General features: G+C 44.1%; 21 protein-coding genes and 1 riboswitch. Of the genes, 20 read left to right on the top strand and 1 reads right to left on the bottom strand.

Features of this window, described 5'->3' with window-relative positions:
* Positions 1-4 precede the first annotated feature (4 nt).
* From acsE to AC6I2O_RS10765, 19 genes are all read left to right on the top strand, one after another.
* Positions 5-790 (top strand): carbon monoxide dehydrogenase/acetyl-CoA synthase methytransferase subunit, encoded by a 786-nt coding sequence (gene acsE, locus AC6I2O_RS10855; protein ID WP_120392108.1) that lies wholly within the window; start codon positions 5-7, stop codon positions 788-790.
* Positions 791-895: 105 nt separating this feature from the next.
* A complete protein-coding gene (acsV, locus tag AC6I2O_RS10850) occupies positions 896-2824 on the top strand; it encodes a corrinoid activation/regeneration protein AcsV (RefSeq protein WP_497742647.1) in 1929 nt (642 codons plus the stop codon).
* Positions 2825-2866: 42 nt separating this feature from the next.
* Complete coding sequence (locus AC6I2O_RS10845) at positions 2867-3502, top strand: DUF3786 domain-containing protein (protein WP_120392106.1); 636 nt, start codon at positions 2867-2869, stop codon at positions 3500-3502.
* 193 nt (positions 3503-3695) lie between these two features.
* A complete protein-coding gene (locus AC6I2O_RS10840; RefSeq protein WP_120392105.1) occupies positions 3696-4325 on the top strand; it encodes a cyclodeaminase/cyclohydrolase family protein in 630 nt (209 codons plus the stop codon).
* Between the two features lie 44 nt (positions 4326-4369).
* Positions 4370-5224: a bifunctional 5,10-methylenetetrahydrofolate dehydrogenase/5,10-methenyltetrahydrofolate cyclohydrolase gene (locus tag AC6I2O_RS10835; protein ID WP_120392104.1), complete on the top strand. Its 855-nt coding sequence runs from the start codon at positions 4370-4372 to the stop codon at positions 5222-5224.
* 86 nt (positions 5225-5310) lie between these two features.
* Positions 5311-5491, top strand: a riboswitch (cobalamin riboswitch).
* Between the two features lie 387 nt (positions 5492-5878).
* Positions 5879-7348 carry a stage IV sporulation protein A gene (spoIVA, locus tag AC6I2O_RS10830; protein ID WP_120392103.1) on the top strand — a complete coding sequence of 490 codons (1470 nt, stop codon included), beginning with the start codon at positions 5879-5881 and terminating at the stop codon, positions 7346-7348.
* 211 nt (positions 7349-7559) lie between these two features.
* On the top strand, positions 7560-8816 hold the full coding sequence (locus AC6I2O_RS10825) for a cell wall hydrolase (protein WP_120392102.1): 1257 nt from the start codon (positions 7560-7562) through the stop codon (positions 8814-8816).
* Between the two features lie 207 nt (positions 8817-9023).
* Positions 9024-9386 (top strand): NusG domain II-containing protein, encoded by a 363-nt coding sequence (locus tag AC6I2O_RS10820; protein WP_497742646.1) that lies wholly within the window; start codon positions 9024-9026, stop codon positions 9384-9386.
* A 24-nt stretch (positions 9387-9410) separates the two neighbouring features.
* Positions 9411-9944 carry a Gx transporter family protein gene (locus AC6I2O_RS10815; RefSeq protein WP_497742645.1) on the top strand — a complete coding sequence of 178 codons (534 nt, stop codon included), beginning with the start codon at positions 9411-9413 and terminating at the stop codon, positions 9942-9944.
* A gap of 72 nt (positions 9945-10016) precedes the next feature.
* A complete protein-coding gene (ruvA, locus tag AC6I2O_RS10810; protein WP_120392099.1) occupies positions 10017-10634 on the top strand; it encodes a Holliday junction branch migration protein RuvA in 618 nt (205 codons plus the stop codon).
* 16 nt (positions 10635-10650) lie between these two features.
* Entirely contained in the window at positions 10651-11643 is a 993-nt protein-coding gene (gene ruvB, locus AC6I2O_RS10805) for a Holliday junction branch migration DNA helicase RuvB (protein ID WP_120392098.1), read from the top strand.
* A gap of 461 nt (positions 11644-12104) precedes the next feature.
* Entirely contained in the window at positions 12105-12515 is a 411-nt protein-coding gene (locus tag AC6I2O_RS10800; protein WP_120392097.1) for a cell division protein ZapA, read from the top strand.
* Between the two features lie 146 nt (positions 12516-12661).
* Positions 12662-15157, top strand: coding sequence for a peptidase U32 family protein (locus AC6I2O_RS10795; protein WP_497742644.1), 2496 nt, complete (start codon positions 12662-12664; stop codon positions 15155-15157).
* A 3-nt stretch (positions 15158-15160) separates the two neighbouring features.
* Complete coding sequence (locus AC6I2O_RS10790; protein WP_497742643.1) at positions 15161-16972, top strand: FtsW/RodA/SpoVE family cell cycle protein; 1812 nt, start codon at positions 15161-15163, stop codon at positions 16970-16972.
* Positions 16932-18476: a peptidoglycan D,D-transpeptidase FtsI family protein gene (locus AC6I2O_RS10785; RefSeq protein ID WP_497742642.1), complete on the top strand. Its 1545-nt coding sequence runs from the start codon at positions 16932-16934 to the stop codon at positions 18474-18476. The genes AC6I2O_RS10790 and AC6I2O_RS10785 overlap by 41 nt, the downstream gene beginning before the upstream one ends.
* Before the next feature lie 92 nt (positions 18477-18568).
* Positions 18569-19021, top strand: coding sequence for an NUDIX hydrolase (locus AC6I2O_RS10780; RefSeq protein ID WP_120392095.1), 453 nt, complete (start codon positions 18569-18571; stop codon positions 19019-19021).
* Between the two features lie 114 nt (positions 19022-19135).
* Positions 19136-19471, top strand: coding sequence for a hypothetical protein (locus AC6I2O_RS10775; RefSeq protein ID WP_120392094.1), 336 nt, complete (start codon positions 19136-19138; stop codon positions 19469-19471).
* A 40-nt stretch (positions 19472-19511) separates the two neighbouring features.
* Positions 19512-20591 (top strand): DUF2953 domain-containing protein, encoded by a 1080-nt coding sequence (locus tag AC6I2O_RS10770; protein WP_497742641.1) that lies wholly within the window; start codon positions 19512-19514, stop codon positions 20589-20591.
* Positions 20592-20638: 47 nt separating this feature from the next.
* Positions 20639-21049, top strand: a complete 411-nt coding sequence (locus AC6I2O_RS10765; RefSeq protein ID WP_120392092.1) for a GerW family sporulation protein — start codon at positions 20639-20641, stop codon at positions 21047-21049.
* Between the two features lie 432 nt (positions 21050-21481).
* On the opposite strand, the gene rpmB is transcribed toward AC6I2O_RS10765, so the two are convergent.
* Entirely contained in the window at positions 21482-21667 is a 186-nt protein-coding gene (gene rpmB / locus AC6I2O_RS10760; RefSeq protein ID WP_120392090.1) for a 50S ribosomal protein L28, read from the bottom strand.
* A 279-nt stretch (positions 21668-21946) separates the two neighbouring features.
* On the opposite strand from rpmB, the gene AC6I2O_RS10755 reads away from it, so the two are divergent.
* Entirely contained in the window at positions 21947-22303 is a 357-nt protein-coding gene (locus AC6I2O_RS10755; protein WP_120392089.1) for an Asp23/Gls24 family envelope stress response protein, read from the top strand.
* Positions 22304-22313 lie beyond the last annotated feature (10 nt).

Here is a 22313-nt window from a genome sequence, read left to right as displayed (position 1 = left end):
AACCATGGCAAAATTTGTTACGATTGGTGAAAGACTTTCAACCACAGCTCCGTCTGTGAACAAGGCGTTTACAGAAAGAGATCCGGAGCCGATTCTGCAGCGTGCAAGACAGCAGCTTGCTGCTGGAGCAGTTTATCTTGATGTAAACATTGGACCGGCTGAGAGCGATGGCGAAGATCTGATGAAGTGGGTAGTTCAGCTTCTTCAGAGCGAGTGCGATAATGTTCCGCTTGCACTGGATACAGCCAACAAAAAAGCGATTGAGGCAGGTATCTCTGTTTACAACCGTTCCAAAGGAAAACCGATTGTAAACTCTGCAGATGCAGCTGGAAGAATCGAGTATGTAGACCTTGCAGCTGCAAATGATGCAATCGTTATTGCACTTTGCAATGGCGAAGGTATTGCTAAGGATAATGATGAGCGTATGGCATACTGCCAGACACTTCTCGAGAGAGGTCTTGAGCATGGCATGGAGCCGACCGATCTGTGGTTTGACCCGCTGTTCCTGGTAGTAAAGGGAATGCAGGACAAGCAGCTTGAAATTCTTGAGTGTATCAAGATGTTCTCTGATATGGGTCTGAATTCTACCGGCGGACTTTCCAACAACTCCAATGGTATGCCGAAGCACATTCGTCCGATCATGGATTCCGCACTTGTTGCAATGTGTATGATGCAGGGTCTTACTTCAGCGATCGTAAACCCGAATGACCTTCGTCTGATGGAAACAATTAAGTCTTGTGATGTATTCAAGAACAATACGCTGTACGCAGATTCCTATCTGGAGATCTAAGTCAGAAATTTTTACAGCACCCGGAGGTAACCATTTGCTTCCGGGTGTATCATTAAATATTCCAAAGAGGCAGGATGATCTGAAAATAAGAGCATGAGGTAAATTATGTATACAGTAACTTTTAAGTTTGAGAATGGCGACCGTGTAGCGGCGTACGCCGTTCCCGGTGAGAATCTTCTTGAGGTAGCGCAGAAAACAAATGTGGCTATCGACGCACCATGCGGAGGTAATGGGGCTTGCGGAAAGTGTAAGGTAAAGCTCGTTGGCGGTGAACTTGAGTCTCCGAAGACGCATCATATCACAGACGAGGAATATGCACAGGGGTGGAGACTGTCCTGTGTGAGTAAAGTAACTGCAGATGTGGAAGTACTGGTTCCGGATATTGCATCTGCATACCGTAGCAGGATGAAAGTTGCGGACCTTGATTCCGCAGAGGAATTACATATTTTTGAAAAAACAAAGGCTGACGTCATGGAGGCTGGAATTGAATTCAAAAATGACTTAGAAGTTATGATAGTTGCAATGGAAGCACCGTCTCTTGACAATACGATGCCGGATAACGAACGTCTCATTTGGGCATTGAAGGATGCAGGCAGCGCTTCTGATGTTAGCATTACCTATATTGCTTTGAAAAAGCTGGCAGAAACGCTTCGAAAGTCCTCTTTTAAAGTACAGTGTGTGATTCAGCGTGTAGGAGATAAAATTAAGGTTCTTGATGTCATTCCGGCAGGTGAGGCAGCAAAAGTATGCGGTCTGGCTGTCGATATTGGAACCACTTCTGTTGCGGCGCTCATTATTGATATGCAAAATGGAGAGATTCTGGCAAAAGCCTCTACCGGAAACGCACAGATCCGTTACGGAGCGGATGTGATTAACCGTATTATTGAGCAGCAAAAAGACGGTGGAAGAAAGAAATTGCAGGATGCCATAGTAGAAGAGACTCTGAATCCGCTCATTGGCGAGATGTGCCGTTCTGCGAAGATTTCACCGAAGCAGGTGTATCGGATGTGCGTGGCTGGAAATACGACAATGAACCATCTGCTGCTTGGAGTGGATGCAGATCCGGTGCGTATGGAGCCGTTTATCCCGACCTTTTTTGAGACAGATTCTCTGGTGGCACAGGATCTTGGTCTGAATATTTATCCGCGCGCCCGAATCATCATGGCGCCAAATATTGGAAGCTATGTCGGAGGAGATATCACGGCTGGTACTTTGGCGAGTACCATTTGGAACAGTGAGGAAATGTCTCTGTTCATTGACCTGGGCACAAACGGAGAGCTGGTTTTTGGAAATGCAGAATTTATGATGAGCTGTGCCTGCTCCGCAGGGCCTGCTTTCGAGGGCGGCGATATTAGCTGTGGTATGCGTGCGACGGACGGAGCAATTGAAGCCTGTGAAATCGATCGGGAAACGATGGTACCAACGTTCAAAATAGTTGGAGATGCGGGACAGAAGCCGGTCGGCATCTGTGGTTCCGGTATTATTGATATCATCAGTGAGCTGTTCCGATGCGGAATCATCAGCCCGAAAGGAAAGTTTATTCGCGAGGGTGAACGGATTCGCCACGATGAGTATGGCATGGGAAGCTATGTGCTGGCCTTTAAAGAAGAAGCGGCATCGGTTAAGGATATTGAGCTGACCGAGGTGGATATTGATAACTTTATCCGTGCAAAAGGCGCTATTTTCTCAGCAATCCGTGTGATGCTGCAATCGCTTGATTTCGACGTGAGTATGATTGATCGTGTGCTTGTTGCGGGCGGAATCGGAAGTGGTATCAATATGAAAAATGCAGTGAGCATAGGTATGTTCCCGGATATTGAGTTGGAAAAGTTTTTATATATTGGAAATTCATCCCTGTCCGGTGCTTATACGATGCTGTATTCTGTCTCGGCAGAGGAAAAGGTGGCTGAGGTTGCTCACAATATGACGTATCTGGAGCTCAGCAATGAGCCGACGTATATGGATGAATTTGTGGCTTGCTGTTTCTTGCCGCATACGGATGCAGGATTATTTCCCTCATTGGAAATGAAATAAATTATGGAAATGCAATAGATCTGACAGAGCAAGGAGACAAACATGAATATCGAATACGAAAAGGACAACAAGGAACGCGTCCCCTTTGAACACTACAAAGAAGAATACCGGAGCATGAATCCTTCTGAGATTTCCAGGCGTACGGGATTTCCTTATCTGGAAGAAAAAAAGTGCTTTCTTGTCCGTTTTCTTGGAAAAGAGTATGAAGTTTCTTTTCCTGAATTTTCCGTTGTCCGGACGCAGGAGGAGGATGGTTTTTGTCCGTTACTTTCGATTACGGCGGCGCAGATTCTGATGATACGTTTTCTGACCCACGGCTGCCAGGTTCCCGGAACAGGAAAGTTTCTGACCTATCGCGAGGTTCCGTGGGGAGAAGTGTACTACAGACAGTTCAGCGGTCGGTGTATGGCGCGGCTGGCATTCTCCTACGGGAGTAGAATTGATGCATTTTGTTCTGCGTTTGAGAAAATGCATGCAAAGCCCATCAAGGCCGGAGATGCCGGATATGAGGTTGAGCTGTTTGACGGATTTTTTATTCGGTTTCAGATATGGGGTGGAGACGAAGAATTTCCGCCGTCTTCTCAGATTCTGTTCAGCGACAATTTCCCGGCAGCTTTTCACGCGGAAGATCTTGTTGTCGCCTGCGATGTGGTGATTGGGACAATGAAGAGTGTGTGATGATCGGACGCCCTCTGGCAGCATACCTGTCCGCGGGGTTCCGACAAAGAAGTCACCTCGCGGACAGGTATTCTGCCAGGGAGCTGACTTCGATAATAATTTACAAATTATAACATATTTTATCATAAAAATAGGTGTTATTGTGTTTGTGAATGATTTGGAAATTAAAAAAATTTAGAAGGAGATAGAATAAATGGGATTTTCAACAGTACCATGTAATGAATTTGTTGAAGTACTTGCTTCTAAGGCTCCGGTTCCGGGCGGCGGCGGCGCATCGGCACTGGTTGGCGCAGTGGGCACCGCGCTTGGAAATATGGTGGGAAGCCTGACCGTTGGCAAGAAGAAGTACGCTGATGTTGAAGCAGAGATGTATGAACTGAAGGCAAAATGCGATAAGCTTCAGGAAGAGCTTCTGACCCTGGTAGAGCGTGATGCGGAAGTATTTGAGCCGCTTTCCAAGGCATACGGAATGCCGAGGGCAACGGAAGAAGAAAAGGCAGAGAAAGCTCGTGTGATGGAGATTGTTCTGAAGGATGCATGCTCTGTTCCGATGGAGATCATGGAGAAATGCTGTGAGGCAATCGAACTGATCAAAGAGTTTGCCGCAAAGGGTTCTGCGTTAGCAATCAGTGATGCAGGCGTGGGCGCTGCATTTTGCAAGGCAGCTCTGATGGGAGCCAGTCTGAATGTTTATATTAATACAAAATCCATGGCAAACAGAGAATATGCAGAAGAGCTGAATGCAAAAGCGGATGCAATGCTGGCGAAATATCCGCCGATGGCTGATGAAATTTTTGAGAGCGTACTTGGACGTCTGAAATAGAGAAACTGCGGATTTGGATGACCGCGGATGAAAGGAGCAAAACAATGGCAAAACAGTTACTTGGTAAAGAGGTTACCGCTGCTTTGAACGAAAGAATCAAAGCAAAGGTAGCAGAGGTTGAGGCAAAAGGAATCAAACCGACGCTTGGAATCATTCGTGTCGGAGAAAATGAAAGTGATATTTCTTATGAGAGAGGCGCTACAAAACGCTGTGAAACACTCGGTGTTGCATGTGAAAAAATTCTTCTTCCGGGTGATGTTTCTCAGGAAGAGCTTCTGAAAGTTATTGATGATGTAAACAAGAACGACGCAATTCACGGCGTACTTCTGTTCCGTCCGCTTCCGAAGCACCTGGATCAGAGCGTGATTGAGAATGCGCTTGATCCGGCAAAGGACGTAGACTGTATGACAGACGGTTCCATGTCCGGTGTATTTACTGGAAAGGCAATTGGTTTCCCGCCATGCACACCTCAGGCTTGTATGGAAATTCTTGATCACTATGAAATCGACTGTACCGGAAAGAAAGCGGTTGTAATTGGCCGCAGTCTTGTAGTAGGGAAACCGGCAGCCATGATGCTGATCAAGAAAAATGCGACCGTTACTGTTTGTCATACAAGAACAGTAGATATGCCGTCAGTTGCAAAAGAGGCAGATATCATCATCGTTGCCGCAGGCCGTGCAGGCGTAGTTGGCGCTGAGTACGTGAAACCTGGTCAGGTGGTCATTGATGTAGGTATCAACGTTAACGCAGAGGGCAAGCTTTGCGGCGATGTGGATTACGCTGCGGTAGAACCGATTGTAGATGCAATCACACCGGTTCCGGGTGGCGTAGGCAGTGTTACGACTTCTGTACTTGTAAGCCATGTAGTAGATGCAGCTGCAAAAAAAGCAGGACTGTAATGCAACGGAATAGCTGTGCCTGACCGTGTACAAGGCACAAAACGGTTGACGATTTTCAGAAACCGTGCTATATTTTTAGCGTGTAATGAGAAATTGCCGTATCAAGTGCAGTTTATCTGAAAAGGGAATCAGGTGCGATGCCTGAGCGATCCGGTCACTGTATACAGGGAGTGAGCTTCAAAGTCCATTGCGTACCCAATGAGCGCGAGAAGGAGAAGCAGGCGATGATCTGTGAGCCAGGAAACCTGCTTGATATGAGAGAAGTGCTTCCGAGTAAAGCAAAACACTCCGCACCGGCTGGCTGCCGGTTGTCTGTATCGGGTTAGTCAGACAAAGAAAAAATGGAATGTTGTCTCAAGGCAATGGAGATATACACAAACATACCTCCTTGTGCTCTGGCTGGCATCAGCTTTTTATAAAAGTAAGCCTTCGGAGCTGCGTACAGATGACGTTCCGCAAGCTGATCTGTACGACCGGCGTAGCCTTTTGCAGTCCGCAATGCAAAGAAAGGCTACGCCTTTTCATTTTAGAAAGCAAGCTACCATACAGGCAAAAATGTCTTCGTTTTCATATGATTGAAGAAATTTCTTTAAAAGCGTTCTGAGGTCCATTCCCCCTGCATATATTTAACCAGTATATGCAGGGGGTCTTTTGATGGAAAAATTTGATTTATACAAGGATATTCAGACGAGGACAGGCGGCGATATTTACGTGGGCATCGTAGGCCCTGTGCGGACAGGGAAATCTACCTTTGTGAGAAAAGTAGTAGAGCATTTGGTACTGCCGGAGCTTGAAGGACAGGAACATGACCGGGCAAAAGATGAGATGCCTGCCAGTGCAACCGGAAAGACAGTGACGACAGTAGAACCCAAATTTATTCCGAGAGAAGCCGCACAGATTGCAATAGGGGATGGCACCGTTATGAAATTACGAATGGTGGACTGTGTCGGATTTCTTGTGCCGGGAGCCGAGGGAACAGAAGAGAATGGTGTACCACGTATGGTCAAAACACCATGGCAGGAACAGCCTATGGCGTTTGGCGAGGCAGCCAGAATGGGAACACAGAAAGTAATTACAGATCATGCAACCGTGGGGATTGTAATTACTACGGATGGAAGCTTCGGAGACCTTCCAAGGGAAAGTTTTCTTGAGGCAGAAAAAGAAGCGATTACACAGCTTCAGCAGCTCGGGAAACCGTTTCTTGTGATTTTGAATTCCGCAAAGCCTTACAGTGAAGAAGCACGGGCGGCATCTGCGTATCTGAATGATACATATGGCGTTTCCAGTATGATCCTGAACTGTGAACAGATTGGAACAAAAGAAATTCAGACTGTATTTGAAGAATTTTTGCTGGAATTTCCGCTTACCAGGGTTGTATTTCAGATTCCCAAGTGGACGGAAACACTGGAAAATGGCCATTGGCTGAAACAGGATCTATTTGCAGCTGCAAAGAATGCAATGCAAAAGCTTCATACGGTACGGGATATTTATGCGGACTCGCTCGGCGTAAACAGCGAATTTATCAAAAAAGCAAAGCTTGAAGCGGTCGACCTGTCAAACGGAAATGCAGAGATTGATATCCAGATGCAGGATTCACTGTATTATCAGGTGCTGAGCGAGATGACAGGGACGGAAATAGCAAGCGAATACAAGCTGATTTCCATCGTCAGGGAGATGTCAGCCCTGAAAAAAGAATATGAAGCAGTAGCCAGCGCAGTAAATGCAGTGAGACAGACCGGTTATGGCGTGATCACGCCGCTGAAAGAAGAAATTCAGATGGATGAGCCGGTGGTCATCCGACAGGGAAATAAATATGGCGTAAAGATCAAAGCTACATCACCCTCGATTCATCTGATCCGTGCGGATATTGAGACTGAAATCGCACCGATTGTGGGGAGTGAATCTCAGGCCGAAGATCTGATTAATTACATGCGGGAGAATGAAAATTCTGAAGAAGGAGCCTGGAACACGCTGATTTTTGGAAAATCTATTGAACAGATGGTAGAAGACGGGATTCAGGCAAAACTTTCCTCAATTGGTGAAGAAAGTCAGCAGCGCCTTCAGGATACGATGAAAAAAATTGTGAATGAATCTAAGGGAAGAATTATCTGCATCATATTCTAATCATATTGTTTTTGTATAGTAACCATAAACAGCCTGCAACCCGGCAATTTTATTAAGCGGTACGCGCAAAATGTAACAAAATATGGTTTTTTGTACATAATTGTTTCATTTTGCGCCAGGTTTTGTTTGACATAGTGTAATATTTATCATATAATATGAATCAAATGTTACGAAAACAAATCGAAATTATTAAGTTCCAGAGGAGAAAGTGATGGTTACGAAACACAGGAACAGACGGATGCTATTTGTTACAGTCATATTGTTTTTACTCATGTTTTCCTGTATGAGTGTCCGTGCAGAAGCAGGCTGGAAAAAGAATTCGAATGGCACCTATTCCTATTATTTAAAAGGAAAAAAGGTAAAGAAAAAGTGGATCAAAGAAGGGTCAAAGTCTTACTATGTCAATTCCAAGGGAGTCCGTCAGACAGGCTGGCTCTACAAAGGAAAGAAATGGTATTACTTTAAAAAGACCGGTGTGCTAGTAAAAAATAAATGGATTAAATACAAGAATAATATGTATTATGCAGGCTCCAATGGTGCCGTGTACGCGAATGGCATGAAAAAGGCTCCAAATGGATATACATACGCCTTTGACAAACGCGGAGCAGTTCAGAAGGGCCGACTGACCTACAACAAGAAGATCTATTATTTTGAGTCCAAGCACGGTCGCATGGTAAAAAATAAATGGGTCAAGACAAATGGAAAATACTATTACTACGGCGCAGATGGGGCCATGGTAAAAAACAAATGGATTGGCCGCTACTATGTAGGCAAAACCGGACTCCGTTTGAAAAATACCTGGAAGGATGACTGTTATCTTGGAAGCAATACAAAGGCGTGTATTGGATTACAGAAAATAGGTACCGATTATTATTACTTCGATCCCAAAACCTACAAGAAAACAGTCAATGTAAAACTGACAATTGAAGGAAAAACGTATCAGTTTGACGGAAATGGTATCGGAACAGAGGTTTCTGAGAATGGAGCTCCAAAGCCAACCGCAGGTGTCAAGGTACATAACGAGTATTTTACGGATCCGCTCACAGACGATGAAACACTTCTTGCCACGATTATATACTGTGAATCCGGAAATCAGTCCTATACCGGAAAGGTGGCTGTCGGGCTTGTGCTTTTGAATCGCTTATACAGTCCGTTGTTCCCAGATGTGCTGCGTGAGGTTGTTTATCAGGACATGCAGTTTGCTCCTGCGAGAGACGGAAGTCTTACACGGGCACTGAAAAATCCGGCTCTGGTTGATCCGGAATCGAAAAAGGCGGCCAGAACAGTCATCGCAAGATTTGAGGCCTGCCGGGCGGCAGGTACCGATATCTATTTGCAGCTGGATGGAAAAAAGAAGCCGTTTGATTGTCTGTTTTTCATGACACTGCCGGCATACACAAGTCTTGGTCTTGTTTCTGAATATCAGAAGATTGGGGATCACGTATTTTTTGAAGTATGGAAGCGTTAAGAACAATTTCAAAGAAAAGGATAAAATCGAACGTATGATTGATTTTATCCTTTTCTTATGTTAAAATGCAGAAAGTAATTGCAAAACAGGATAGATGATAAGTTGTGCCGGGTAATCGGAATAAATCATTTGAGAAATTGAGTTCAAAAGATTTTGCGATGATTGTACATGGAACCTACAGAAAATAAGCGTAGGAAAGGGTTTAGCGTGAAAAAAGCAGATATTATATTAGGTGTATCTGTCATTACCGCTGCTATTTTTTTGCTTGCGGCCCGTTCTTTTTTTCAAAAGGATGGAGCACTTGTTGTGGTAGAGAAGGATGGCAGAGCTTACGGAGCGTTTCCTTTGTCAAAAAACCAGGAGATCTGGATCGGCACTGGAAATCGTATCAGGATTCAGGATCATAAAGTCTGGATGATCTTTTCTGACTGCCCGGATCATCTGTGTGAGCATCAGGGTATTATTCAGACAGAGGGAGAAATGATTGTCTGTCTGCCCCATCGTGTTGTTGTGCAGGTTGAGGAAGATAAAGAAAGCCAGGAAGAACAGCCGGATGTCATTGTATCTTAATAAGGCAAAAAGCCGGAGGGAAAGATGAGAGCAAATCGAATCGCATATTTGGGCATTTTTACAGCTTTGGCTATGATTCTTGGTTATATCGAATCACTTTTTCCTTTTCTGGGAGGAATACCGGGGGTGAAGATCGGAATAGCGAACAGTATCTCTTTGTCGGTTTTATACCTGATGGGCTATCAGGCAGCTTTTTTGACAGCCGTGATTCGGATTGTTCTGACCGGAATCCTGTTTGGAAATACTGCTTCTGTTTTATATAGTCTGGGAGGGGCACTGCTTAGTCTGACCGTTATGATTCTGGTGAAAAAAACAGATATTTTTTCCATTGTTGGCACCAGTATTGCAGGCGGGATATCGCATAATATCGCACAGCTACTGATCGCTATGTTGCTTGTTGAAAATCTATCTGTTCTGTACTATCTGCCGGTCTTATTGATTTCTGGTGCTATGGCGGGTGTGGTTGTCGGTGTGGTGAGCCAGGAGGTTGTAAAGCGGATTCCGGCAAAGATATTGGATGAATCAGGGATAAATTCATTAGAAGAATCGTGCAAATAGCAAAGTGGTTGCAAATTATTTTGAATAAATTTTGTGTTTATCGAACAGAAGTTCAAAGAGGAAGGAAAAAGAATGATTGCATATGTACAGGGGATTGTAGAAGAAGTGACGGAAACGAAAGTGGTGCTAGATGTAAACCACATCGGGTTTCAGATTTTTATTTCCGGGCGGGATGCGCAGGAGATGCCGGGGAGAGGCGAAGAAGTACGGATTTATACATATATGAATGTCAAGGAAGACGCGATGCAGCTCTTTGGTTTTCTTACACAGGATGACCTGGAGATGTATCGGCTTCTGATTGCAGTAAACGGCATCGGGCCGAAAGCGGCGCTTGGGATTTTGTCTGTTTTGACAGCCGATGATTTGCGTTTTGCGGTTCTTTCGGATGACGCGAAGACGATCGCAAAGGCGCCTGGCATCGGAGCCAAGACAGCCAAAAAACTGATTTTGGAACTAAAAGACAAGCTGAGTCTGGAAGATGCATTTGAAAAAAAGATACAACATACAGAAGCCGCGCATGTTTCGGGCAGTGAGGCTTCCGCAGCAAAAGCAGAAGCAATTCAGGCGCTTACTGCACTTGGGTATTCAAACAGCGATGCACTGAAGGCGGTAAGCAAAGCAGACCTTACAGAAGATATGGACACTGAGACGATTCTGAAGCTTGCACTGAAGCAGATGGCATTTTTATAATTGAGGGAAAAAGTATATGGCAAAAAGAATTATCACAACAGATACGACGGAAGAAGATATTCGGCTGGAGACCGGACTTCGTCCGCAGCTTCTGAAGGATTATATTGGACAGGAAAAAGTAAAAAGTACGCTAAAGATTTTTATAGAGGCGGCAAAGCAACGAAAAGATTCTCTGGATCATGTTTTGTTTTACGGTCCGCCCGGACTTGGAAAGACAACGCTTGCCTGTATTGTGGCAAATGAAATGGAGGTCAACATAAAAATCACGTCTGGACCGGCAATTGAAAAACCGGGAGAAATGGCAGCAATCCTCAATAACCTTCAGGAGGGAGACGTTCTGTTTGTGGATGAAATACATCGTTTAAACCGTCAGGTTGAGGAAGTACTTTATCCAGCTATGGAAGATTTTGCGATTGACATTATGATTGGAAAAGGGGCGGCTGCCCGTTCAATACGTCTGGATCTGCCGCATTTTACTCTGGTCGGAGCAACGACTCGGGCAGGCATGCTGTCCGCTCCTTTGCGCGACCGTTTCGGTGTGGTAAACCATCTGGAGTATTATTCTGAAAAAGAGTTACAGACAATCGTGCTTCGCTCTGCTCAGGTATTGGAGGTATGCATGGATAACAGAGGCGCACTTGAGATAGCGCGCCGTTCGCGCGGCACGCCGCGTCTTGCCAACCGTATGCTGAAGCGTGTCAGAGATTACGCACAGGTGCGCTATGACGGAAGTATTTCAGGGGCCATTGCGTCAGAAGCACTTGATCTGCTGGAAGTAGATCGTTATGGCCTGGACCGTATTGACCGGGGAATTTTGGAGCTTATGATTGATAAATTCGGAGGCGGGCCGGTAGGACTCGAAACACTTGCAGCTGCCATTGGAGAGGATTCCGGTACAATAGAAGACGTATATGAGCCATATCTGATCAAAAACGGTTTTCTCAATCGGACTCCCAAGGGCAGGGTAGTGACCGATTTTGCCTACAGACATCTGGGCCGCGAGAAATAGTTGTTGTAATTATGTATAATTTGTTTATAATATAAGATATGCGAAGCATATCTTAACGAGGGAAAATGTGCAACATTTTCTCGAGTCTAATTGTAGAGGTTTTGTAATGTAAAATATGCGAAGCATATCTTAACGAGGGAAAATGTGCAACATTTTCTCGAGTCTAATTGTAGAGGTTTTGTAATGTAAAATATGCGAAGCATATCTTAACGAGGGAAAATGTGCAACATTTTCTCGAGTCTAATTGTAGAGGTTTTGTAATGTAAGATATGCGAAGCATATCTTAACGAGGGAAAATGTGCAACATTTTCTCGAGTCTAATTGTAGAGGTTTTGTAATGTAAGATATGCGAAGCATATCTTAACGAGGGAAAATGTGCAACATTTTCTCGAGTCTGTTGTATTAGTTTTGGTAATGTAAGAAGTTTTAAGTCTGAAGATAAATGGAAAGGAAGTTCCTATATGTCATCCAAAAATACCACACAGGTAATCATAGCCGGAAAAATTTATACGCTCAGCGGCTATGAGAGCGAGGAGTACCTGCAGCGTGTTGCAACATACCTGAATGCAAAGATTTCAGAGCTTAAAAATATGGACGGGTATGTCAGACTTTCCCCGGATCTCAGAAATATTCTGCTGAATCTGAATACGGCAGACGACTATTTTAAGATGAAAAAAAAGGTGGAGGAGCTGGAACGTGAGCTCTCTGAAAAAGATAAAGAGCTGTATGATTTTAAACATGAACTGATCACAGCGCAGATTAAGCTGGAGAATGCAGAGAAGGAAGCACAGTTGCTTCAGGAAAAAAATGTTCAGTTACAAAAAGAGAATATTCAGCTGGATACCCGGCTGAAAAATCAGAATAAACGTTAAGCGTCCGGCTGCAATGATTTGCATATACTTTTGTTTCGCGGAAAAAGAAGATATGGAGATGTTGCAGTCGTTTTTCATATTAGAGTGATATTTGGGAGAAAGGAAAAAGGGTGTTGCAAAATGTAGCATTCCCTGAAAGAAAAATTATGGTTGAATTACTGGCGCCGGCTGGTTCTTATGAAGGACTTTGCGCTGCGGTAAATGCCGGGGCAGATGCGGTATATATTGGAGGTACGATGTTTGGTGCCAGAGCATATGCGGAGAATCCGGACGAGGAGCTTCTCTTGCAGGGAATTGATTACTGCCACCTTCGTGAACGAAAGCTTTACATGACTGTGAATACTCTGTTAAAAGAAGAGGAGCTTGAGAATAAACTGTATGACTATTTGTTGCCGTACTACAGAGCAGGTCTGGACGGTGTGATTGTGCAGGATTTTGGTGTGGCTCACTTTTTGAAGGAATACTTTCCAGGACTGGACCTTCACGCCAGTACGCAGATGACTGTGACCGGTGTGGATGGCGCACAGCTTTTAAAAGAGGCCGGTTTTACGAGGGTAGTACCGGCAAGAGAACTTTCTCTTGATGAAATACGGAGAATTGTAGACGAGACAGGGCTGGAGGTTGAGACCTTTATTCACGGAGCAATGTGCTATTCCTATTCGGGTCAATGTTTGATGAGCAGTATGATCGGTGGCCGCAGTGGGAACAGAGGCCGATGTGCACAGCCATGCCGGCTTCCATATCGCGTCATAGGAAACGGAGATAGTACAGGTTATCCGACTGCGGAGCAGTTCCGTAACAGCCGGAACACGAAATATGAGGGGAAACATGAGCAGCCTTTGTATGCACTCAGCATGAAAGACATGTGCACGGTTGATCTGATTCCGGAACTGCTTTCGGCTGGAATTGCGTCTCTGAAAATAGAGGGACGCATGAAACGGTCTGAATATGCGGCCGGTGTTGTGCACATTTACCGCAAATATATTGATCTGTATCAGGAACAGGGCGACAGAAATTTCTGTGTATCAAAGGAAGACAGAGAAATTCTTCTGGATTTGTATAATCGCGGAGGATTTTCACAAGGGTATTATCATTTGCATAATGGCAAGTCCATGATGGCACTGGCACGTCCGAATCATCAGGGGACACAGGCCGCCAGAATAAAAAATATCGGTAAAAATACTGTTTCTGCGATAGCTGCTGAGGAACTTCACAGAGGCGATGTTCTGGAACTTCCGGACGGAAGCTCAATGACGCTGACGGAGAATACGGCTGAGGGCTCTTTGTTTCAGATCAGGAGGCAGGGGCCTTCTATAAAGCCTGGAAGTATTCTATACCGGACAAAAAATGAAAAATTGTTGCAGGAGTTGTCTGATTCATATATAAAAAGAGATAATAAAGAAAAAATTAAGGGTGAATTAAGGATTTTTGAGCATTCACCTGCTATACTAAAGGTAGAAATTGGGCATTTTTCCACTACCGTTTGCGCAGAAATTGCAGAACCTGCAACGAACCAGCCAACCACTCCAGAACAAGTGCGAAAACAGATGATGAAAACGGGAAATACGCCATTTGTATTTGATTCTCTTGATCTTTGGATGGAGGACGGCCTGTTTGTGACTGTCCGGGCATTGAATGAACTGAGAAGAGAAGGACTTTTGCAGCTGCAAGAGCAGATGTTGGCGTCAGCGCGGCGTAAAGCCCCCGGGTGTGTACCGCAAAAAGCGAATATTCCAAAAGAAAGGAACACGTTGCAGAAGAAGACTTCTGATTTGGAAACGACGGGATATGCACTGAATATCTCTGTTATGAGCCGCGTGCAACTGATGGCAGTTCTCGAAGCGTCACAGGATATTGCAGTGGACACGCTGTATTTGGATACCACACTTTTCGGAAATGAGGCAGAACTGCACACAGCATTTACAAATCTCTCAGAGATGATTCAGTCTGTAAAATCTGCGGGGATGCGCTGTTTTTTAAATTGTCCTCCCATTTATCGTTATCAGGAGCGTTCTTTTTTTGAACATCCGGTGATGCGCAGGCTAATGGCAATGCTGGATGGATTTCTTGTTCATACGATAGATGAACTTTCTTATTTCAGGGCTTATATCCGGAAGGCCGATTGTGGTGCGGTGCTTGTTGCGGATGACAATCTGTATTCCTACAATCACCGGGCAGAAAAGTTTCTGCATACATACGGCGTTGAGAGAACTGTGATGTCCTCGGAACTGAATGTACGGGAGCTGAAGCAGTCGGGTCGTGCGGGCCGGGAACTGATTGTATACGGCTATCAGCCTTTGATGCAATCCGCGCAGTGTGTACAGAAAAATATATTTGGTTGCACAAAAGTACCTGGATTTCTTTTGCTGGAAGATCGAAAAAAGGTGCGCTTTCCTGTGCAAAACCGATGTGCGTTTTGTTGTAATACGATATACAACAGTGTTCCGCTTCAGCTTGGCGGGTACCGCAAGGAGATAGAAGAATTGTCCTTGGCTTTTGTGCGGTTATCTTTTACCATAGAATCTGCTGAGGAAACAAGGCAGATTTTAAAGCAGTATCACAGGCTGCTGTTTTCCGGGAACGGTATGTGCGATGAGATGCCAGCCGGTACGCGGGGACACTTCAAAAGGGGAGTAGAGTAATATATGACGAATCTTATCATTCAGGTTTCAAAATATCTTATTATTATTCTGATGGCCCTGTATACGTTTCAAAGCTATACAGTATTTCACAAAAAGGATGATGAGGCCAGAGAATACCTTTTTATGCGGCAGAATATGCTTATGTTTATGATGCATTTTGTGGCGTTTATGGTATTGTTTCTGAACATCTCAGAGACAACGGTGCTTCTTTTTTATGGTGCACAGGTAATCTATCTGGCAGCGGTTCTGGTACTGTTTAAAAACCTTTACCCGCTTGCATCGAGGCTTGTGATCAATAATATGTGTATGCTGCTCTGTGTGGGCTTTATTATGATTACGAGGCTGTCCTACGATCAGAGCATCAAGCAGTTTAAGATTGCCGTGTTTGCTACGGTAGTTGCGTTGTTAATTCCGGTTATTATTCGAAAACTGCGTTTTATTACAAAAATGTACTGGCTGTATACCTTGGTAGGGATTGGTTTGCTTGCCCTTGTGGCGATTGCCGCCCGGTCAACGTATGGGGCAAAGCTGTCATTTACCATAGGCGGGATTTCGATTCAGCCCTCGGAATTTGTCAAAATTATCTATGTGTTTGCGATTGCAGGGCTTCTGACTCACGCCAGAGATTTCCGGCGCATTGTAATTGCAACAGGACTAGCAGCGCTCCATGTCCTGATTCTGGTAGTATCAAAAGACCTGGGAAGTGCATTGATCTTTTTTATTACGTATCTGGTGATGCTGTTTGTTTCTACGAAGAATCCCTTTTATGTGTTGGCAGGGATTTTGTCTGGTTCAGTGGCTGCGGTCGGCGCTTATTTTCTTTTTAACCATGTGCGTGTCAGAGTTGAGGCATGGCAGGACCCGTTTCAAGATTATCAAGGTGGCGGTTATCAGATCTGCCAGTCACTGTTTGCAATCAGCGCCGGAGGATGGTTTGGCACAGGTCTTGGACAGGGATCACCAGGCGCCATTCCTTTTGTGGAACAGGATATGATGTTTTCTGCAATTTCAGAGGAACTTGGCAGTATTTTCAGTATCTGCCTGATTCTCGTGTGTATGAGCTGTTTTATTATGTTTGTAAATATATCTATGCAGCTCACGAACCGTTTTTATCGTCTGGTGGCAGTTGGACTTGGTTCCACGTACGCGGCACAGGTGTTTCTGACTGTAGGAGGCGGGATTAAGCTGATTCCACTGACTGGAGTGACGTTTCCGCTCGTCAGCTATGGCGGCAGTTCCGTACTCAGCACATTAATTATGTTTTCTATCGTGCAAGGACTGTATATGCTGCAGCGGGATGAAGAAGTAAAAAGCGAGCAAAAGCGCATGTTACAGGAACAACAGCTTTATCAGCAGCAAAATGGAGGCTATTATGGCGCGTATGGTGAAAACATAGCCTATACGGGCGAATATGCCGAACATGAATATGAAGATCCGAATGCATCATATGACAGATATGGAGGAAACCGATATGGCAGGGAACAGGGACCATACAGACAAAACCAATACGAAGACCCGCAGAATGCGTATGGACGACCGAAACCCGGAAGAAAACAGGAGACGTACACAGACAGCGGATATGGAAGAGCGGAAAACACGTACGCGGATGAGGGATACGGAGGAATGCGCGATGCATTCCGACAGGAAGGATACCCAGGCTCGCAGAACACGAACGCGCACAACAAATACGCAAGAAGGCCGGAAACGTACGAAGACGGCAGATACGCAGGAAACCCGGAAGCGTTCGAAGACGACGGATACGCAGGAACGTGGGATGAGTTCGAGTACGACGGATACGATACACCATACAGATAAAACGGAAAAGGCACACAGTGGGAAAAAAATACCGCTCAGGGTAAAGGAAGTTTACTTTGAGCAGGAGCCTGAGCCTGTAACGGGAAAGGGCCGCAACACGGAACTTGGTATTGTGACGTATACCTTTGTATTTCTTTTTTTACTGATGATTGGGTATCTTTCCTATTTGAATGTTTTCAAGGCTGATGAGCTGAATTCCAGTTCTTATAATACAAAACAGGATGCAAATATTGACAAATATATCCGTGGTTCTATTATATCCTCGGACGCAAGCGTTTTGGCAAAAACAGAGGTGTCAGAAAGCGGTGAAGAAACGCGTGTATATCCGTACGCTAATGTTTTTTCACACGTTATAGGGTATTCTTCCAATGGAAGGTCTGGCCTGGAGGCAAGCTGTAATTCAGATTTGCTATCGTGCCATGCTTCTGTGCTGACGCAGCTTAAAGATGAATCAAAAAATGAAAAGATGCGTGGAGATTCTGTGGTTGTTACATTGAATGCAGCATTACAGAACGCGGCCTATGAAGCGCTTGGTTCTTATAATGGAGCGGTGGTTGCATTGGAACCAGATACAGGCAGAATTTTGGTTATGGTTTCCAAACCTGATTTTGATCCGAACTCCATTGCGCAAATATGGGAAAGTCTTGTCACAGACAATACGAGCAGTGTACTTTTAAACAGGGCAACCCAGGGATTGTACCCGCCGGGATCGACTTTTAAAATTCTCACAACCTTGGCGTATATGCGTCAGAAGCCGGGGGAATTTCGCGGATTCCAATATGATTGTACCTCCAAAATCACGGTAGATAATGTTACGATTAACTGTAATAACAGCAAGGTGCATGGGACAGAAGACCTGAAGAGTGCTTTTGCCCATTCATGCAACACTGCTTTTGCATCGATCGGGATGGATTTGGATAATACGGATTTCCGTTCACTTTGCGAGGAATTTTTATTCAATCGGACCCTTCCAGCCCCGATGCAGCACAGTACCTCACAGTTTAATCTTGAGGCAAATGATTCCTACGGGGATCAGATGACAACAGCGATCGGCCAGGGTGAAACGCTTGTAACACCGCTTCATATGGCGCTTTTAACTGCAACGGTCGCAAATGGCGGAATTATGATGCGCCCATACTGTGTAGAACGGATTGAGACGTATGACGGGGACACGGTGTCAAAGACAAGCCCTTCCAAGTATAAGCGGCTTATGACGACGGAAGAAGCGCGGTTTCTGACTGAGTATATGCAGGAGACAGTAAACAATGGTACGGCTTCTTCGCTTGCATGGTATAATTTTTCAGTGGCCGGTAAAACCGGCTCTGCAGAGTATGTGTCAAATGGCAGCGTAGGTACGCATTCCTGGTTTGTAGGCTTTTCAAATGTGGAGAACCCGGATCTGGTAGTTGCCGTAATTGCAGAAAACGGTGGAACCGGAAGTGAAACGGCTGTACCGATTGCTGCTAAAATTTTTGAAATGTATTACAATATTTTTGGATATTAATCAGGCGAATTTATTTCCTGTTGCGTGATCTGTGAAAAAGAGTTATACTGTTTGCAGTCATTTGTGGCACAACGCAAACAGGAGGGATTGCAATGATTGAGGCAACAAGCTGTGGCGGTGTGGTGATATTCAGGGGGAAGATACTTGTTTTGTACAAGAGCTATAAAAACAAGTATGAAGGCTGGGTGCTGCCGAAGGGTACGGTAGAGGAAGGCGAGGAGTTCCAGGAGACGGCTGCCAGGGAGGTATTAGAGGAGACTGGCGTTCGGGCTTCCATCATTAAATATATCGGCAAGAGCCAGTATACGTTTAATGTTCCGGAAGATACCGTAGCGAAGGATGTCCACTGGTATCTGATGATGGCAGACAGCTATTACAGCAAACCACAGCGAGAGGAGTATTTTATTGACTCAGGGTATTATAAGTATCACGAGGCGTACCATCTTCTGAAATTTACAAACGAGAAGATGATTTTGGAAAAAGCCTACAGTGAGTATCTGAATTTGAAAAAGAATAATCTCTGGGGAAGCAAAAAATACTTTTGACCACTGAATGCCGGGATTTCGCCTGTTGCGGAATGTCGGCATTTTAAACACACAGGATGTCAGAATAAATAAAAATAAAAAATATCTGAGACTTTAAGATAGAAGAGGTAAACTATGAACTGGTATCCGAACCTGTATGTGGGGAAAAAAGCAGAAAAGAAAAGAGAAGTTTTGATTCGAAAGCTTGAAACTGGGAAGACTCCAGCTAATACGTATCTGCTCACGTTGCCTTTGGGAGAAAAAAATCAGCTTGAAATTATTCCGGCATGGAATTTAAAATTCTGGTACAAGAAACGGATGGTACCTATGATTATCGGGCTTGGCTGTGGGAGAGCGGAGATGCTGGAGTTGTTGCAGCAGATTACAGAAGAGGTATTTAGGCAGACGGGCGGCGCAGATCTGCGAGGATATTTTGAACGTACCATATCAAAATTTGACAGGAAACAGTAACTTTTGGAAATAACTGAGTTAAGAGAGGGTACAGGAGAATATGCTGCACATTATTCTGGGTATACTAAAAGTGATCGGGATTCTTCTGGGATTCCTGCTCCTGTTTCTTCTGGTCTTGCTGTTTGCAGTTCTTTTCTGTTCTGTCCGATATCAGGTACAAGCGGAAAAGCAGGCAGGCAGGACAGAAGGCAAAGTAAAAATAAGCTGGTTGTTTCGTGTGGTTAGTGTGACTTTTTCCGTAGATCATTCCAGGAGATTCTTGCTGGCCATTCGGCTGTTCGGAATGCGGTTGCCTATTCCTGGAAATAAAAAGGTTCGCAAAGCTCAAAAACGCAAAAGGACGAAACAGCAAAGACAACAACGCAAATACAGATCACAGAAAGAGGAAGCAGAGGTTGTTTCGAAATCCATTAATCTGACAGAAACGCTGATTTCGGAGACAGACGATACCACAGAGACTTTCAGTTTGGAAAAGAAGGATGCTATAGAAACACCGATTTCAAACAATAGCAATACGCCAGAGACATTTGTTTCTAAAATAGATCATACAGCTGATACGTTTCTTTCAAAGGCAGAGGATATAGAAGATAGATCAGAAGATAAAAAAGGGTCCCTTTGGCAGAAAATCCGGGATTTTATTAAAATCATTTACGGAAATATCAGAGCTTTAATTGTTTTTTTATCTTCCCTGCCGGAAAAAATACGGCAAACGATAAACGGATTTCGGCGGTTGTGGTCGAAAATCGGCAGTATCGTCGCGAAACCAGGGCAGACTTTGAAACTTATGGAAGAGCTGGAGGCGCGGGAAGTTTTTGGAAATGCTGCCGGATATGTAAAATATCTGTTGCATCATTATAAACCGCGCAGAATCAAAGGCTTTATGCATTTCGGTACCGGAGATCCTATGATTACTGCATATTTGACAGGAATTTTGTATTTAATCCTTCCGGCCAAAGCAGATGATTTTTTGATACAGCCGACGTTCGATGAAGTAGTTTTTGAGACGCAGATAGATGTTCGGGGAAGAATCCGCATGTGCCATCTTGTATATGCTGCATGGAAAGCATTTCGGGATAAAAAGCTGCGGCGAATCATCCGGTATTTGAAAAAACGAGTGTAATGATTGGTAATTTTCAAAATATAGGGTCAGATGAGAGGAGAAAAAATATGGCTGAAAATTTTCAGAATACGGTAGAATCATTATTTAAAGGAATGGAGAATTTTATTACAACCAAAACGGTGGTCGGAGATGCGGTCACGGTTGGTGAGACGATCATTCTTCCGCTTGTGGACGTTTCTTTTGGTGTCGCAGCTTCCGCAAAAACCGAAGAAAGAAAAAACAATGGCGGTGGAGGAATGGGTGGTAAAATTTCTCCAAGCGCAGTTCTTGTAATTCAAAATGGAACGACAAAGCTGGTCAATGTAAAAAATCAGGACAGTGTGACGAAAATTCTTGATATGGTTCCTGATTTTGTAAATAAGTTCGCAGCCGGAAGGAGCACGGAATCAGAGCCAAAGACCAACCCCAATGTGGATGAGGCAATTCATAATGCTTCCAAAGAAGAGACAACTTTCTAAAATCATGCATCGCTGCATATGATAATAAGAAAAGGAAAAAGTATCATATGCGCAGGCTGATCGGCTATACGTTATTCTGGATCGCGGTGGGAATGGTAATCGAATTGTTTATTGAAAGTATCTTTTTCAGTATACTGTTGATACTTTTTCTGTTGCTGCTCGGATATAATCTTTTTGTATGTTAAGTGTAGGAAACTATATAAATGCTCGTAGCATAGAGTTGGAATCTGAACTGCGAACAGATCACGGAAATGGACAAAAACGGTGGGCTATAAAAAATCGCCCCTTGATTTGTCCATTTTCCTATGATACGGGTTCTGAAAAAAGGGTTTTTGAAAAAAAGATGCCCCGTCATATCAAACTTCAAAATCTGAAATTTCATATGACGGGACATCTTATAAAATCATTTTGAATTCCACGCATAAAACATGATTAAGCTCGTTCAACTTTGCCGGATTTCAGACAAGAAGTACAAACATACATCTTCTGAGCAGCACCATTAACCTTAACTTTTACATGTTTGATATTGGCTTTCCATATTTTGTTGCTTCTTCTATGAGAATGACTCACATTGTTTCCGAAATGAACAGCTTTATCACAAATAGCACATTTAGCCATGACCGCACCTCCTTGAAATAAATTAAGTCTACCCTCACGATATAGACTCACAGCACGATTATTCTACCAGATATAACAATATTTTGCAAGCGGAAAATGCGAAAATCATAAATTATTTTAATAATTGGAAAAAACTATCTTTGCAAGCGCCTGCTTTTCTGTTAGAATACGTAGAGAGCAGGGCATGACAGGGAGTTTTGTGCCATTTTGATGCCAGGCTTTTATCCTCAGAAGTACATTGTGATTAACGAGACAATAAATAGATGGAGGTTCTTGTTTATGAAAGGACGTATGAGCAATGAGCTTGGATCGATCGTAATCGATCCTGGTGTGATCGCTACCTATGCAGGCAGTGTTGCAGTAGAATGTTTTGGTATTGTAGGTATGGCGATTGTTAATATGAAAGACGGACTGGTTAGGCTTCTCAAACGAGACAGCCTTGAACGCGGTCTGAGTGTCCGGATTGAGGAAAACAGAATTACAATAGATTTTCATGTTATCGTATCTTACGGTGTCAGTATTTCTGCTGTAGCAGACAATCTGTTTGGAAATGTAAAATATCGTGTAGAAGAATTTACCGGTATGGAAGTCGAGAAAATCAACATGTTTGTTGAAGGCGTCAGAGTGATTGATTAAGGAGGAACTA

It is taken from the genome of Blautia sp. St.27G3 (assembly GCF_059728505.1).
Note: the sequence above shows the minus strand (reverse complement) of the source record. Positions and strands in the feature narration are given on the sequence as shown.